This window comes from Micromonospora sp. NPDC052213, from assembly GCF_040679695.1.
Classification (GTDB): domain Bacteria; phylum Actinomycetota; class Actinomycetes; order Mycobacteriales; family Micromonosporaceae; genus Micromonospora.
Genome location: NZ_JBFAVI010000176.1, coordinates 1 through 14,354, shown reverse-complemented (window position 1 = coordinate 14,354; position 14,354 = coordinate 1). Strand labels below are relative to the sequence as shown.

Here is a 14,354-nt window from a genome sequence, read left to right as displayed (position 1 = left end):
CGCCTCCTGGAACGGCACCGCACCCCTGGACGCCTCCTCCGGCGACCAGAAGCGTCACCGTCTCTCCCGCGCCGGCAACCGGCGGATCAACCGCACGCTGCACATCATGGCCGTGGTCCAGCTACGCAACCGCACGCAAGGCCGCACCTACTTCGACGCGAAGAAGGCCGCCGGGAAGACCTCCATGGAAGCCATGCGCGCCCTCAAACGCCGGCTGTCCAACCTGGTCTACGCGCGCATGGTCACCGACCAGAGGAAAAGGGACGCGGCGGGCCCGGGAGGGCAATCGGGGACGACTCTGCAATCCAGCGTGACCGACCTGACCCCGGACATCGGCCCTTCGGACAAGCCACTTCCCAGACCCGCCACCAACCACCCTAAACCCTTGCTGTCAGCAGCGCCTTGACATAAAGGGGTGCCATGACCGGATGCGCCGGGCCATCCACTAACGTGCGGGGTTGTGGCAGCCAAAGCAGCAGGAGCGTTTCGTCGGACGGCAATAGAGCGATCAGACCAGCGCGTCGCATGGGAACGAACGGACCAGGCCTTCTTCGCTGCCGGAGCGTGTCACATCCTCGCCTGGGTTTGCCGAGAATCCTACCCAGACCGGTCGATCGAGATAGCGGCCGTGCGCCTCGCCGGCGACGGGCAGGTCTTCCACACCTACGCGATCTGGGATCATTGGGCGTTCGACCACTCGGGCTGGAATCCCGAACCGCAATTGCTGGTGGCCAACGAGGACTTCGAAGGCCACCCGCTAGAGCGCGTCAAGATCACGGCCAGTCTCGCTGAGTTCTGCGAGACGTACCACCACCGCATGCCGAACCAGTATTGGCATGACCCGCTCCCCCGTGCTCGCGACTACGTGGGCCGATACATCCCACCTTGGGCGTAGCGCCTCCGGCGCAGAATCGTCGGCCGGAGCGCGTGTTCCCTTGCCGACCGCTGGTGACGCACCGCCCGTCGGCGGCGGATGAGTGCGGCTGGTCCTCGACGAGGTGAGCCCGTTTGAGAGCCCACATGGGATTCGACGTCGATAACGCAACCTCACGCTCTCTCGGTGGTGTACGCCGAGACGAGCGCGGGAAGGATCATTCTGGCGGGCCTCTGGTGGAACCAGGCACGACTGCCGGCGGTCCAACCTGACATGCGCGCGGTCGTCTCCCTCTGCTCTGTCCTGTTGGGCCTGTTCGTCGGCGCTCTCATGCTGCGTTTCGGCTGGGAGCTGCCGGTGCGAACCTCCTGCTCAGGCGACGTGTGCACGTCGCAGTCGTGGATCGACGTCGACTGGGACCGCGTCAACTGGGAACTGAAACCGACCAGGATCGCCTGCTTCGAGGCCAACCCGGCCAACCACGATGTCCTGATCGGGCCCGGCGACGAATGCGTACGGTCCCGCGGCGACGTCATCGAACACCAGGCCACCTACGAAGAACTACGTGAAGAGATCCAGCAAAGGCGCACCCTGGCACTTGCGTTCGCCGGCGCCGCGATCGCGCTGCCACCGATCCTCGTCAAGGTGTGGTGGCGGGGCCGCCGCAGGCCGGCACCGACGACACACTGACTCCACGCTCCCCCACCCTGATCACGGCAGATCCGGATACCTGTGAAGTGCGCTGCTCAGACGGACGGCGGTGGGTTGCTGCGTGTGGGTGGCTCATGCCGTACCGCCTGGAACGTCAGGCAGCGCGAACCAGCGGCCTTCAGCCACCTCGCGTAGGTGGCCCTCGCCGGCAAGATGGGTACAGGCTGCGCCGATCTCCTCAGTGCCCTGACGTTCTCTCCGCCCTAATCTAAAGGACGGAGATTCCCTCCGCGCTGTGCGCGGAACCGCCGCGCTGCGCCTGGGCGGATTCCTACTTCACGGCGCTGCGCCGGCACGGGTGCCGGTCTTACCTGCGCTCCACAGGCGTTTGAGTTGTCCCAGCGTCCCTGGGCCAAAACGTCGATCGCCGCGTTGACGTCCCGGTCGTGGACCGCGCCGCATAGGCAGGTCCACGACCGGACGTCCCCATCCGAGACGTACGGCAGCCCGGCCTTTCGGGCTTCCTGCCGCACGCGCAGCCCGTCGTTGAACACCACCCGCGCGCACCCGAACGCCCTTGCCAGCGTTTCCTGCTGCCTAAACTTCAGCCCCTGATGATGGCTTGTGGCGCTGGGCGCCGCCGGCTCCGCTCGTTGCAACGGCTTTGCTTCATTCGCTGCCGCCTCCCCTTCTGGCGCGCATGAGGTCGCGGGCGCGGTCGACGGTGGCAAGCGGCGGGCCGAGTACGAGGTTGGCCGCGGCGGACTCGATCCCGGGATGGGGTCGGGTGGGCGCGAGAGCTTCGGCGGCCAGGACCGTGGCCGCCATGGCGTGCAACTGCTCCGGGTCCACGGCGGCGCGCAGGTACGTGAATTCGTACCGTTCCTCGTGCTTCGCATGGGTGAGGACTGCGTCGCGCAGGGCAATCAGCCTGCGGTCGAAGTCGGTGGTGTCGGTGCCATTCTCGTAGAGCTCGGCCAGCATCTGCTTGGCCCTGCGCTCCTCGGCCAGCCGGTCGGCCACGACCGCCGGGCCGGAGTCGATGGTGACCTGCGCGTACGGGTGGACGATCTCTTCCTCGGCGGTCTCGTGTACGGCCAGCAGGCGGACCAACTCGTCGAACCGTTCCCGCCGCTCGTCACCCCGGCTGTTGAGGGTGGCGGCGAACAGGTCCTCAATGCGGGCGTGCTGGGCCAGCAGCACGTCGATCACGTCGCCGTCGCCTGTCTGTTGGGTCATCGTCCTACCGCCGTCTTTTGGCGCAGGTCGGGCACCGGGTGCGGGCCCTCGGTCTCTATCCGGTATTCGTCGCCGAGTCTGTTCCGGTGTTCGTCGATCACCTGCTCGGATGGTGGCTGCTGGCCGCCGTGAATCTGCTGCTGCATCCGCTCGAACCGCTCATGCGCATCCCGCACGTACCCCGCGCCGAGCGTGGTCAGGTCGATCTGAGTGGCCAGCAGATGGCGTACGTACTCCTTGTTCGACTCGAACAGCAGCGGTTTGGGCAGTTCTGGGGCGACCACCTGCTCCGGGTCGCGCCCGTCGAAGCGGCGCATCAGGTCGGCGGCGACCCGCAGGTGCTCCAGCTCCATGTTGAGGTGCAGCTCCCAGATGGCCCGTACCCGCGGATCCGGCTCCTGTTGCATGAACGAGTAGTACAGGTAGCACTCGTTGTATTCGTGGTTGACCAGCCGTTCCCACCACGTCTCGCCAGGATCGACCAGCGACTCGTAGTGAGTGACGTGCTCCTCCTCGATCAGGCTGATTTCCTGGTAGAGCTGTCGGGCGATCGGCTCCATGTACTGCGGGCCGACGTTCATGTAGAAGTTCATGGTCTGCTGTTCGGCCGCCATCACGGTCAGGGCGTGCAGCCTCGACAGCGGGTTGACCGTGTTGCGGTCGTACGGGTCGCGCACGTTGTCGTGCGGATGCCGGTGGTGCGCCTTGGTGGGGCGGCCGGGCATCACCTCGGTGAGTTCGTCCACCACCTTCTCCGCCTTGCGGTGCTCGATCATCTCGAACAGGTTGGCGTACCGGTACAGGTGGTCGAAGTCCTCTAGCACCCCGAACTCGTACGCCTGCTTCAGGTAGGGGTCGGGCTCCATCCGCGCCACCCACGCAGTCAGGTCCACCGCCACCTGCTCGTACGCGATCGTCGTCTCCAGCGCGCTCGGGATCGGCGGAAGCAGCCAGTTCACCACCCGCTGTTGCTGCGCCTCGACGTAACGCAGGTACGCCAGCTGCCGACGCACATCGGGATCAGTGCAGTGCCGGGCGAGCTGGCGATTGAACATGATCGCCTCGACCTCGATCCCGTTCATCGTGATCACCCGGCACCGGGTGTACGGATCGGCAGCCTGCGGATCGATCGGCTCGACGTTCAATTCACGCCAGTTCCGGATCTGCTGCTCGAGCGGGATTCCCCGCTCCGCCAACGGATTGAAAGTCATCCACAACCCCTCACGAGCCGCATCGCGCCGCGAGGCCCATCGGTTGGCCCGCACGCATCCGTTCACTATCCAGCACCTAACGGCTGGAATCGGCTGAACTCTGGAAAACCGGGTTAATTGATCATGCCTCGCCTGCCCGGTTCAGCACCACGTATAGAGCAACGCTTTGCTCCGGTCGCCGCAGGGCAAGCGAGACACGTGCTGGCTACGCGGCCCAGCGCAAGGCGTGACCATGGGCCGCTACGCGAAGCTAAAGCTCCCGCTCGGCACACCAGGTCAGGAAGATCGTAGGTCGGACCGGTGTTCAGCCGGGAGTCACCTCGATACCGGCCGAGATATGCGGCGACCACTGCACGGAGAACGACACGATCAGGCGAGGCGCCAGCAGAACCAGAAGCAGCAGAGGTAGTCATGCCTCACGGTGCGTAACAACCTGAACCGGCGCCAACGCCCTCCAAACGGCACGAGCGGCAGCCTCAGGGAAGCCGTTCGGTGAGCGTTTCAGCGGGGTGCACGTCTGGCCTCGACGAGGGTCCGAGTCGAGTGGGCCACGAAGGCGCCGTGGTTGCGAATGTGGGCGTCCAGTCGCTCGAGGGTGTCCCGGTACCGCTCCACGGTGAAGTCGGGCACCCACCAGACGCATTTGCGCAGGGTGTAGACGACCGCGCCGATGTCGAAGAACTCCATCCGGCAGCGAGCGGTGCGCAGGTCCACGATCTCGAGCGCGGCCGCCCGCGCTGCCGCGGCCTCACGATCGGGGTGACGGCCAAGCCGCTCCTGCGGCAGCGGGCCGAGGAAGAACTCGATGAGCTCGAACGCGGATGCCGGCCCGACGTGCTGGGCGAGGTACGTGCCGTCATCGACGAGCACGCGGGCGATCTCGCTCCAGTCGGGGTCCACTGGATGGCGGCTCGTCACCAGATCGAAGCTGGCGTCGGGGAAGGGCAGGGGCCGGCCTTGCTCGACGGGCACGACCTCGACACCGCGGGGCGACAACGCGTGACGGGCACGCTCGGCGTTCGGGCGCCAGCCTTCGGTGACGACCATTCTCGGCGGTAGCTGCGGCACCTCGGCGATGATCTCGCCGCCACCGGTGTCGACGTCCAAGGCCGAAGTGACGTGGGGCAGGCGCGATGCGATCAACCGCGAGTACCCCCACGGCGGCCGCCCCTTCCGTTGCCCGGCCTTCAAGCCAGTCGAAGTCCCAGCCGGACACGTCCACTGCGGCGGCCTCATCGACCAGCTCACTGAACGTACGCACACCGAGAATCCTGCCGGTGCCGTCAACTGGTTTGCGTGGCCACGCCGCGTCCGCTCATCGGCACGTCCGGATGCATACACCCGTGAGGCGGCTACCTTGCGTGACGATCGCTTCGCGGCAAATGAGTGCACATGATCATGGAGTTTGCCGATTACGGCGAGTTCGGAGGCTTGGCCTTCTGCGGGTAGATCGTCTCGTGACGGGCCAGCATGGCAACGAACTCGTCGATCTTCCGCTCGCGGGTCTGCGCCCGTTTGACGGCATTGACGCGGTGGATGAGAGCGAACCGGTTGGTCTTGGTCAGTACGTCGAACATGGCCTGGGCAGCGGGGTCCGCAGCGATGGCGGCCAGCAGGTCGGCCGGCACCTCCGCTTCCGACGGCGGGGCGTAGGCGGCCGCCCACCGCCCGTCCGCCTTCGCGGCTTCCACCGCGGCGCGGCCGGGGGGCAGCATCCGCCCCTGCGCCTCCAGCCGGGCCACGTGCGCGACGTTGCGTTGTGACCAAAAACTGCGCGGCCTGCGAGGGGTGAACCGGATCCAGGAGGTTTCCTGATCCCGTTTACGTGCCTGCCCGTCGATCCAGCCGAAACACAGGGCCTCGTCGACCGCCTGCTGCCAGGTCAGCGTCGTGACCGTGCCGCCCTTCTTGGTCAGGGCGAGCCGAACACCGGGCGACGTGGCGTGGTGGGCCGACAACCACGCGCGCAGCGCGTCGGCGTCCGCGACGATCAACTCATCCAGTTCAGCGCTCACCATGACGGCAGGCTATCGCTGCGCCACGGCCGCAGCCTCTGCCTGTTCGACCGCCCGACTCGCCGGGCTGCCGGCGCGCCGGTCGCTCGACGGACCGGCGGGGCAGTACCTCGATGCTCAGAACGGTTGCGACGTCGGGCCGGCAGGTCGGACTCCTCGTGCACGTGCCGGTTACGGCGAGCGTCGTCCACGACCACGGGCCTCTGACAATCGCCAGCGCCGTACGAGCCGGCGACGCCCGGCGATCCAAGCCGCGCACCTCAACCGCTCGTTCTGCGGCAAATGAGTGAAGCAGTGGCCACCGCACCGCGAGGAGCATTGCCAGGTCCACCGTCCCGGACCACCACTGCTGCCTACGAGCGCGCGGTTGCCGGGCCCGGCGGATAAGGTGCGGCACATGCAATCGCTGATTACGGCCATCGTCGAACACGACGAGGCCGCCAGCTTCCTGGCCTGGCCGGGCGACTTCGAGCTCGACCGGAAAGACCACGTTGAGGACGTCCACCTCGCATCAGGCGCGGCACTCGAGGGCTTCGCGGGTGATGGTGCCGGGGGCACGTACTTCTTCTGTGGTAGCGGTGGCGAGGAACGGCCAGTCCTGTATGCGGACTCGGAAGGCAGCGCGGCCCTCGTAGCGATCGGGCTGGAGCAGTTGCTGCAGCTCCTGCTGGTGGCGCCTTGGTGGCGCGACTGCCGCGCGTTCACCGAGGAGGAGAGTCGCGAGCTGGCCGCCGAGTATCTGGAAGACATGCCCGATCTGGCAGCTCGGCGCAATCGTGCGGCCACGGCTCTCGGCCTTGACCTTCCCACAGAGGCCGAAGCTTTGGCTGCCCTCCGCAGGGTCGCTACCGAGGCAGGCAAGGACTTCATCCTCATCTTTACGCCGGAGGATACGCCGTACGACACGCTGATCAACGACTGAGTGGAATGGCTCTACTGCAGTCTTGATCACCCATAGTAGTTGATCCGGAGCCTTGAGCGTCCACCAGGCGGCAGATGAATGCGGGAGCCCGTAAGGCTCGACTCATGCCGATCGTCCCGACTTGCTCGCGGACGGGACATCCTGTTCGGGCTGCCGGTGGAGGCGGAAATGGTTGATCGCCGCCATCGCCACTTGGTCGGGTGTCAGGTCGGTGTTGTTGATGCGCAGGTAGTCGACGCTGTCGTCGAACTGGCCGCTGGAGTTGAGTTGGTACTGCCGGTCCAAGTCGAGCAGGTTGCGCCGGGAGGCCGAAACGTCGCGCTTGGACGGCTTCTCGGCGAGCCGGGAGGTGCCTTCATTACGGCGGAGTCGTTCCTCCTGGCTGGCCTCTAGCTCAAGGAAGAGCACACGGCCGCTGCGGCGTCGGAAGGGGTGCGCGAATTGCTGCACCGCCTGGCCGTCCTCTGGGAGGTCGAACGCCCACACGTACGTGAAGATCAGTCCGGGGAGGTCGCTGGCCGCCACCTCCTCGATCAGGTCGTAGCGAAACCGGTCGACGAGCCGCCCGAACGGCGGGCTGCCGAAGGGGAAGAAGCGCAGCACCGGCTCGATCGCCAGATGGTTATGGAACAGTCGCAGCCCCGTTCGGGCCGAGATCTCCTCGCCGACGGTCATCTTGCCGACGGCCGGTGGCCCGATGATGAAGAGCAACGTCCCGGTCACGCCGGAGAGACTAACCGGTGCCGATACGGCAAGCGACGACTTATCTGACCGATGGTCCCATCACATAGGGGGCAACAGATGCGACGGCGCACTCATTTCGGCACGTCCGGATGCATGCACCCGTGAGCCGATTACCTTGCGTGACGAGCGCTTCGCGGCAGATGTGCGCACCCGATCATGCCAAGGCAACGGCATCGCCCGCTGGCAGCGGACGCGACGAGCCATACCCACGCGATCGCCATGACAGCGTCCGGTTCCCTACTGCGACCCCACCGGTGGGGACTGTCGTTGCCCGCCGTGTCGACCTGTCCGGGCACGCCTAAAGGGTGCCGGGAGAGATGTGGGCATCCCGGCGGGTGCGGCCCTGCCACGCTCAGGCCCTCGCTGGTCCCCGCGCCTTAGCGTGGCAGGGTGGCAGCACCCCGCATGGCATTGCCGTCGGAGATGAGCCGTCGGTTGACGTTCCTGTTCGCGTTGGCGGCGGGAGCGGCCATCGCCAACCTGTACTGGGCGCAGCCGCTGCTTAGCTTCATCGCAGGCGATCTACGCGCCGCGACCGCGACGGCCGGCTGGCTCGTCACCGCGACCCAGGTCGGGTACGCCGTCGGCGTGCTGCTGCTCGTGCCGCTCGGCGACGTCCTGGACCGCCGCCGGTTCGTCCCGGTGATGCTGCTGGCCTCGGCCGCCGCACTGCTGCTGTGCGCGCTGGCGCCGTCGATCGGCGTACTCCTCCTCGCACTGGGCGTGCTCGGCGTAACGACGATTTCCGGGCAGGTCCTCACACCGCTCGCCGGGGACCTGGCGGGCGACGCCCACCGCGGTCGGATCGTCGGCGCCGTCGGGTCCGGGGCCCTCACCGGTATCCTGGCCTCCCGCACGATCAGCGGGTTCGTCGCCGGTGCCGCCGGGTGGCGTACGATCTTCGCCCTCGCCGCGGTCGCCGCCGTCCTGCTCGCGCTTCTGCTCTACCGCGCGATCCCTCCGCTGGCACCGCGGACGCGCATGCCATACCCGCAGCTCATCGCCTCGGTCGGCGGGGTGGTCATGCGCGAACGGGCGGCCCGATGGACGCTGGTCCTCGCCGCCACAGGGTTCGCCACGTTCTCGCTGTTCTGGACGGCGCTGACGTTCCTGCTCAGCGGCCCACCGTTCCGGTACCCGGTGCCGGTGATCGGGTTGTTCGGGTTGGCTGGCCTCGCGGGTGTCCTTTCCGGCCTGCACGGCGGTCGTCTACACGACCGCGGTTGGTCGCTTCCGGCCACCGGCGCGGCCTGGATGCTGGCCCTCGCCGCCTTCGTCGTCGCGGCGTTCGCCGGCCGCTCCGTCGCACTTATCATCATCGCGATCATCATGATCGATGTCGCCATCCAGACGCAGGCCCTCCTCAACCGGACGCGGCTGTTCGCCCTCTCCCACGAGGCCCGCAGCCGGCTCAACACGGCGCTAGCCACCGGCAACTTCATCGGCGCTGCTATCGGCTCCGCCGCCGCGACCACGCTCTGGTCCGCGGGCGGCTGGACAGCGGTCACGATCACGGGAACGGCGCTCTGCTGCTTCGCGCTCACCGTGTGGGCGCTGGGACGTCGGGGCCCACTCGTGATCGCTTCGCCGTGACAGACAGCTGTAACGGACCGCAGCGAAACCTCCCCTCAACCGCGCGACATTCGCCCGTTAGCGCTCGGAGCGCTCCGGAGTCGATCACCATAAGACCCTCGCGCAAAGTCCACGCGTCCGCTTCTCGGCAAGTCCGGGCGTTCTCAGATCCGCCAGCCGACGACCGACAGTAACGCTCGATCGGCGGCATGAGTGGATGTCTGCGGTGATCGCGCCGAAACAGGTCGGTGACGGACTTCGCTCTGCCCTCAGCCCCCGCCTCGCAAGCGGTGCGCACGTCCGCTGGTCTAGGGTCCCTGGGGTGGTCATGAGCGCGCAGGACGTTGTGGGCGTAATCGAGTCAGACCCGGGAGCAATGAGAGTCCTTCGGGCTACGGCCGACCTTGGATTGCCGGACTGGTGGATCGGTGCCGGCTTCGTACGCAACCGCGTCTGGGACGCGATCAGCAACCTCCCGGTCTCGCCGGAGCGCGACGTGGATGTCGCCTACTTCGACCCGGAAAAGCTGGACCCACGCGAGGACGCACGCGCCGAAGCCCAAGCCATGGTGGCCCTGCCTGGGGTGCCGTGGGAGATTCGTAATCAAGCACGGATGCATCTGCGCAATGGCGATGAGCCCTACACGTCCGCCTTGGACGCGATATCGTGCTGGCCCGAAACGGCAACGTGCGTCGCGGTTACTCTGCGGGGTGACTCTGTTCGCCTGGTGTCCTGCCATGGGCTGGCTGACCTTGTGGGAATGGTTGTTCGCCCCTCTCCAGCCTTCAACAACGCAGCGGGCCGCGCGAAGGTACAGCGCCGCGTGGAGGTCAAGGGATGGCTGGACCGATGGGCCGGACTGCGGCTGGAAATCTAGCGCGCACGCCAAGCGAAGGGAGGGTAGCCCCGACAGGACGTCCTCTTCTCGGCAATAGCGGATGCCCAGCATCTGACGTCGGCATCGCCGGCAACGCCGGCAACGCAGATCGTGGCCGTATCCGGCGCCGCCGGTGTTCTATGGGATCAACTCAGCCACGGAAAGCGCCTCGTCCAGCCGACCAGCGGCCAGGTCGTCGTGACGGATTACGAAACTCCCGTCACTCCGGTAATAGAACTCGTTATCTACGGGAAAGCGGGCGAGCGACATCCACTCAATCGTCAGCCGGTGCGTCTCCTTCTCCACATGGGAATACCATTTCGCGACCGGGATGGCGATCTCGCCGGTCTTCTCGCGCCACGCGAGGGTCTGCTCCGCAATACTCTTGATCACCTCCTCGTCGGCATACCCGCCGAGATAGGCGCTGGCGTACCCGTTGTCAGGCGGCCAGAGATCGTTGGCCAGAGCACAGAGTTCGTCAAGGTGCGGCAGGTCACGCTCAAGGTCACGGGCCAACTGCTGCTGGAAGGGCGACAGGTCGTCCTCGTCCTCGTCGTCCTCGTCGTCCTCGTCCGCCCCGAACCAATCGGGGAACTCCGCGCGCAGCGTGGCGCCGACGTCGTACTGCTTGTCGACGAACGCGTGGTCGGTGGCTCCTGCCGCCACCTCGGTATCGGTGCCGGCCGGCACATACACGACTCGCCCGTACCTCCGCTCCCCGGTGGCAGCGGCCTGCTCATGGTCCAGGAAGAACAGCAGCGAGCCGTCTGCCGGCAGGCCGAAGCCGTCGACTCTTGGCAGCGCCGCACAGTCGACCGAGAAGATGAACGGCAACGGACTGACCCCGTCGGACGGCCAGTCCATGCCCACCGGCAGCCGGGGCAACCCACCGAACTGCCCGACCGGAACACCGCTGGATCCTCCGCTCAACCGGATCGACAAACGGAGGTGCTGGATGAACCGGCTGACCTCGTCGTCCGGGATGCCCAACGCGAGCGCTGCACGACGAAGCTGCCCCTGATGATCCATAGCGCAACATGGTGCCACGAGGGCGAGCCCGGCGACCGGTGCCCCACGGCCCGCACGCGCTGTCGTCGGCATCGCTGCCGCCGTGATCGGGTGCGCACATCTCGGCATGACAGCGCACTACGCCGGGCGCGGCCAACGCGCGGTCGCAGGAAAGAATGCTGTCCACGATCAGGGTTTCGACGTCGGACGGACGAAGACGTGGATGCGGCCCACCGTGGCATACCCGAGACGGGCGTAGAGGTGTCGGGGCCAGTCCTGCGCGTCGGCGACTACGAAGACCAGGTCGCAACAGGCGGCGTGGGCGCGGCGAAGTCCGTCGGCCATGATCGCTCGAGCGTACCCGCGGCCGGTGTATGCCCGGCTGGTCATCACGTCTTCGATCTGCGCGATGCGATGTGCGGAGTCGATATACACGTCGGCGCGGGAGAGCACCCGGCCGGCGACGTCGCGTACGGCGAGGAAGGCCACCTCGTCAGCGCCGTGTAGCAGGGTGGCACGTCGCTCGACGAGCTGGTCGACCACCTCGTCGCTGGCGTGCGGCAATTGTTCGCGCCACTCGTAGCGCGTCGACTCGCGCAGCGCGTCGAGGTCGACCTGCTCGACCCGGATCGCAGGGTCGGCAGGACGGTCCGGCGCCGCACCTGTGTGGCCCATGATCAGGTTGATCGCATGCTGGTAGCCAGCATCGACGAAGGTGGGCGCGCAGGCAACGCCGTTCAGGTCGTCGGCAACGACCATCCGATGCCCCAGGCCCACACCGCCAAGCACTCGATCGACGGCTGCAAGCGCCTCCGCTGGCTCCACGGGCGCGGTCAGAATCACTTTGTTGTGGTCGTACGAAGCCGGAAAGTTCTCGTGGAGCACCGCGAACCCATCGGGCATGTCGACGATCTGGTGCGCCTGCCGGCGCGCAACGTCATGCGTGAATGCGATGGCGCGGGCCAGCCGGATTCCGTCATGATCGGCAGGCTACCGGGGCTGGCAATTGCACTGCGCGGGGTTGATCGCACCCATGGAGGTGTGATGACTTTGCAGGTACTGGCCGACTGCGTCCCTTTCGGTGGTTGACCACCCTGCACGACTTAGCGAACCTGCGGCACCGAGCGGTGCGCCCGATCCACTCGGCAAGTCCGGCGTTCTCAGATCCGCCAGCCGACGGCATGTGCGGACGTTGCCGGTGCGGTCAGCGGTCTTCGGCGTAGTGGGAATGCACGGCTGGCTGTCCGGTGTAGTTGGCACCAGCGCGATCGTCGGCGCCGAGGTAGCTGTACGGGAGGCGGACCTCACGGCGGCCGGTGCAGCTGATCCGGCGGCGACGGGGGTCGTAGGAGAACCCGGCGGCACGGAGTCGGGCGGTGAGGCGCTGCCCAGCGGGCCGCCCGTCAGGGAGCCGGATGCTGGACAGGTCCAGGTCGGCCACGAATCGGCCGGTGGGAGTTAGCCAGCCGGCCGCCCGGGTCAGGACGGCGAGCTTGTCCCCGACGTAGTGCAGTCCGTGCAGACAGGTGATCAAGTCGAACGTCCGCGTTGGCGCCCAGTTGGCGACGGAGGCGCAGACTAGCTCCAGGTTCAACGGTGGTGCCGCTACGGGATCGAAGGCGTCGACCAGGTCGACCCCGACGAGGAGTGTCCGCTCGGTCAGCCCTGCCAGACGCAGTTCCCCGGCAGCCTGGATCAGCGCCCGACCAGTGCCACAGCACAGATCCAACCAGCCAGCGGCTGCCGAAGGTTCGGCCCGACCGGCGCCAACAAGGCCGGCGACGAGAACATCAAGAGGGTTGAACCCCAGCTCCCGGGTGTAGCTGTTGACCCCGGACAGCTGCCGCTCGCGGTTCATGGTGCAGTTGGCCACCACCGCCGACTGTTCCAAGGCGTCGTTGCCAAGCAGTTCGAGACTGGCGCGCTGACCGAACACGGCAATATCATCCCAGAGGCAGCTCCTCAGACTGAACCCCGACCAGCGGCAGATCCGGATGCTTGAGCCGGCTGCGGGTGGACGCTGTGGCCTGTTCAGCGGGGCGGGGTTTCGCGTTGTATGCCGGCCGCTCGGCGCCAGCGGCTGACTTCGGATTCGTGGGAACCGGTAGCGGTCGCTGTCGCGACAGCCGCCGGATCTGCTCCGCCGGTCAGTAGGGTCAGGGGCCAGGCGGGCACGCCGCCCTCGCTGTCGTAAGCGGCCCAGGTCCATGGACCGTCGAAGCGCCAGGCACGACCGTCGGCGTCGGCGACGTCGTCGCCGGTCTCTAGGAAGGCGTATGGCCGGAAGAGCAGTTCGAGCGTGAACGGAACACCGCCGCCGGGCTCGATGCTCGTGCCCTGGAACTCCGATGCCGCGTCCGGAGCCTCGCCAGCGGGCAGAACGAGCAGGCTCAGGCCCGGGCGGGGCAGCCAGCCCGTCTCCTGCGGCGGATCGTACTCGTGAACCTCGATGACGTGGATGATCCGCGCCGGTATACCGACCCGACAGGTATCACCGGGTGCGAGGCGGAGGGCAGGCGGGTCGATCGCGTATAGCTCGTCCGGATCGACGCGGCCCAGGGCCGCCTCGCCGTTCCAACGCGAGCCCTCCGCGTCCGGGTCGATCTCCCACCACGGCCAGCGGACGCTGACGTACGCATCGTCGACGTCGGTGACGACCGTTGGCGTGAACGGGCAGGAGATACGCAGCACGTCCCCGACGCGGTAGACCATGCGCGGCAGATTAGCGCGCGGCGCCGGGCATGACGCCGGCTGTGGAAGGAACCAGGGACTGCGGTCGCTGACTGCTCGAAGCGGTTCGCGTGGCCGCACGGACGGTGCCGCCGTGCCCGACGAACGCGCTGTTCGCGGCATGAGCGTGCGATGTGAGCGTTCCGCGTGGCCCGTCCTGCGGAAGGCAACTGGACACGTGGCTTCAGCGGCTCCGCACAGTAGTGGTACTACGCTCCGCTGCATGCCTGACGATCACGTGTACGGCGTGCGGCTCTTTGTTCCCGGGACTGCGGCGACGATGGCTCGGTGGCAGGGCTCGCTCGGACGTTCCGGTCTGACGCTGGACGGTCACTCGCTCACATCGCAGAACCTGGGCTTTCGCGCGCTGGTGGAGTGGGTGGAGAACGACGGCTCGTTCGGCCAGGCGTTCGGTCACGGCACGATGTCGGAGGAGGAGCGATCCGCCATCGCTGCGGCCGGCAGCGCCTTGGTCCTGGACCTGCCGGTGTACCTCGGTGCTGCAGCGGGA

Annotated in this window: 17 protein-coding genes and 1 pseudogene; 8 read left to right on the top strand and 10 right to left on the bottom strand. The window is 67.2% G+C overall.

Features of this window, described 5'->3' with window-relative positions; all coding sequences use genetic code 11:
* From AB0L34_RS28500 to AB0L34_RS28490, 3 genes are all read left to right on the top strand, one after another.
* Positions 1 to 406, top strand: a 406-nt coding sequence (locus tag AB0L34_RS28500) for a transposase (RefSeq protein WP_363708118.1), incomplete at its 5' end; no start/stop codon positions are given.
* Positions 407 to 460: 54 nt separating this feature from the next.
* Positions 461 to 895 (top strand): hypothetical protein, encoded by a 435-nt coding sequence (locus AB0L34_RS28495; protein ID WP_363708117.1) that lies wholly within the window; start codon positions 461 to 463, stop codon positions 893 to 895.
* Positions 896 to 1,060: 165 nt separating this feature from the next.
* Positions 1,061 to 1,564, top strand: a complete 504-nt coding sequence (locus AB0L34_RS28490) for a hypothetical protein (protein ID WP_363708116.1) — start codon at positions 1,061 to 1,063, stop codon at positions 1,562 to 1,564.
* A gap of 224 nt (positions 1,565 to 1,788) precedes the next feature.
* Here AB0L34_RS28490 and AB0L34_RS28485 read toward each other — a convergent pair whose 3' ends face one another.
* The 5 genes and pseudogenes from AB0L34_RS28485 to AB0L34_RS28465 all read right to left on the bottom strand — a co-directional run bounded on the left by AB0L34_RS28485 (position 1,789) and on the right by AB0L34_RS28465 (position 5,993).
* Positions 1,789 to 2,184, bottom strand: a complete 396-nt coding sequence (locus AB0L34_RS28485; RefSeq protein WP_363708115.1) for a helix-turn-helix domain-containing protein — start codon at positions 2,182 to 2,184, stop codon at positions 1,789 to 1,791.
* Positions 2,185 to 2,194: 10 nt separating this feature from the next.
* Complete coding sequence (locus AB0L34_RS28480; RefSeq protein WP_363708114.1) at positions 2,195 to 2,764, bottom strand: hemerythrin domain-containing protein; 570 nt, start codon at positions 2,762 to 2,764, stop codon at positions 2,195 to 2,197.
* Positions 2,761 to 3,975: a hypothetical protein gene (locus AB0L34_RS28475; RefSeq protein ID WP_363708113.1), complete on the bottom strand. Its 1,215-nt coding sequence runs from the start codon at positions 3,973 to 3,975 to the stop codon at positions 2,761 to 2,763. The genes AB0L34_RS28480 and AB0L34_RS28475 overlap by 4 nt, the downstream gene beginning before the upstream one ends.
* Positions 3,976 to 4,476: 501 nt before the next feature.
* Positions 4,477 to 5,236: pseudogene (locus AB0L34_RS28470) on the bottom strand (methyltransferase domain-containing protein).
* Between the two features lie 151 nt (positions 5,237 to 5,387).
* Positions 5,388 to 5,993, bottom strand: coding sequence for a YdeI/OmpD-associated family protein (locus AB0L34_RS28465; RefSeq protein WP_363708112.1), 606 nt, complete (start codon positions 5,991 to 5,993; stop codon positions 5,388 to 5,390).
* A 394-nt stretch (positions 5,994 to 6,387) separates the two neighbouring features.
* On the opposite strand from AB0L34_RS28465, the gene AB0L34_RS28460 reads away from it, so the two are divergent.
* Positions 6,388 to 6,912, top strand: coding sequence for a hypothetical protein (locus AB0L34_RS28460; RefSeq protein WP_363708111.1), 525 nt, complete (start codon positions 6,388 to 6,390; stop codon positions 6,910 to 6,912).
* 102 nt (positions 6,913 to 7,014) lie between these two features.
* On the opposite strand, the gene AB0L34_RS28455 is transcribed toward AB0L34_RS28460, so the two are convergent.
* Positions 7,015 to 7,635, bottom strand: coding sequence for an AAA family ATPase (locus AB0L34_RS28455; protein WP_363708110.1), 621 nt, complete (start codon positions 7,633 to 7,635; stop codon positions 7,015 to 7,017).
* Between the two features lie 411 nt (positions 7,636 to 8,046).
* Between AB0L34_RS28455 and AB0L34_RS28450 the strand changes: the two genes are divergently transcribed.
* Both AB0L34_RS28450 and AB0L34_RS28445 read left to right on the top strand, forming a co-directional pair.
* Positions 8,047 to 9,249, top strand: coding sequence for an MFS transporter (locus AB0L34_RS28450; RefSeq protein ID WP_363708109.1), 1,203 nt, complete (start codon positions 8,047 to 8,049; stop codon positions 9,247 to 9,249).
* Positions 9,250 to 9,556: 307 nt separating this feature from the next.
* Positions 9,557 to 10,105 (top strand): nucleotidyltransferase family protein, encoded by a 549-nt coding sequence (locus tag AB0L34_RS28445; protein ID WP_363708108.1) that lies wholly within the window; start codon positions 9,557 to 9,559, stop codon positions 10,103 to 10,105.
* 138 nt (positions 10,106 to 10,243) lie between these two features.
* Here AB0L34_RS28445 and AB0L34_RS28440 read toward each other — a convergent pair whose 3' ends face one another.
* Both AB0L34_RS28440 and AB0L34_RS28435 read right to left on the bottom strand, forming a co-directional pair.
* On the bottom strand, positions 10,244 to 11,134 hold the full coding sequence (locus tag AB0L34_RS28440; protein WP_363708107.1) for a DUF1963 domain-containing protein: 891 nt from the start codon (positions 11,132 to 11,134) through the stop codon (positions 10,244 to 10,246).
* A gap of 168 nt (positions 11,135 to 11,302) precedes the next feature.
* A complete protein-coding gene (locus AB0L34_RS28435; RefSeq protein WP_363708106.1) occupies positions 11,303 to 11,998 on the bottom strand; it encodes a GNAT family N-acetyltransferase in 696 nt (231 codons plus the stop codon).
* Between AB0L34_RS28435 and AB0L34_RS28430 the strand changes: the two genes are divergently transcribed.
* A complete protein-coding gene (locus AB0L34_RS28430; RefSeq protein WP_363708105.1) occupies positions 11,990 to 12,202 on the top strand; it encodes a hypothetical protein in 213 nt (70 codons plus the stop codon). The two genes, AB0L34_RS28435 and AB0L34_RS28430, sit on opposite strands and share 9 nt — an antisense overlap.
* A gap of 115 nt (positions 12,203 to 12,317) precedes the next feature.
* Here the strand turns inward: AB0L34_RS28430 and AB0L34_RS28425 are convergent, their stop codons facing one another.
* Together AB0L34_RS28425 and AB0L34_RS28420 are read right to left on the bottom strand one after the other, a co-directional pair.
* Positions 12,318 to 13,049, bottom strand: a complete 732-nt coding sequence (locus AB0L34_RS28425) for a class I SAM-dependent methyltransferase (RefSeq protein WP_363708104.1) — start codon at positions 13,047 to 13,049, stop codon at positions 12,318 to 12,320.
* A gap of 95 nt (positions 13,050 to 13,144) precedes the next feature.
* On the bottom strand, positions 13,145 to 13,825 hold the full coding sequence (locus AB0L34_RS28420) for a hypothetical protein (RefSeq protein WP_363708103.1): 681 nt from the start codon (positions 13,823 to 13,825) through the stop codon (positions 13,145 to 13,147).
* 241 nt (positions 13,826 to 14,066) lie between these two features.
* On the opposite strand from AB0L34_RS28420, the gene AB0L34_RS28415 reads away from it, so the two are divergent.
* The coding region (locus AB0L34_RS28415) for a hypothetical protein (protein WP_363708102.1) at positions 14,067 to 14,354 on the top strand (288 nt) is incomplete at its 3' end.

Bases quoted from the DNA above. Each gene is read 5' to 3' on its own strand.
- AB0L34_RS28480 (WP_363708114.1), bottom strand. From the start codon at position 2,764: ATGACCCAACAGACAGGCGACGGCGACGTGATCGACGTGCTGCTGGCC.
- AB0L34_RS28475 (WP_363708113.1), bottom strand. From the start codon at position 3,975: ATGACTTTCAATCCGTTGGCGGAGCGGGGAATCCCGCTCGAGCAGCAG.
- AB0L34_RS28465 (WP_363708112.1), bottom strand. From the start codon at position 5,993: ATGGTGAGCGCTGAACTGGATGAGTTGATCGTCGCGGACGCCGACGCG.
- AB0L34_RS28460 (WP_363708111.1), top strand. From the start codon at position 6,388: ATGCAATCGCTGATTACGGCCATCGTCGAACACGACGAGGCCGCCAGC.
- AB0L34_RS28445 (WP_363708108.1), top strand. From the start codon at position 9,557: ATGAGCGCGCAGGACGTTGTGGGCGTAATCGAGTCAGACCCGGGAGCA.
- AB0L34_RS28440 (WP_363708107.1), bottom strand. From the start codon at position 11,134: ATGGATCATCAGGGGCAGCTTCGTCGTGCAGCGCTCGCGTTGGGCATC.
- AB0L34_RS28420 (WP_363708103.1), bottom strand. From the start codon at position 13,825: ATGGTCTACCGCGTCGGGGACGTGCTGCGTATCTCCTGCCCGTTCACG.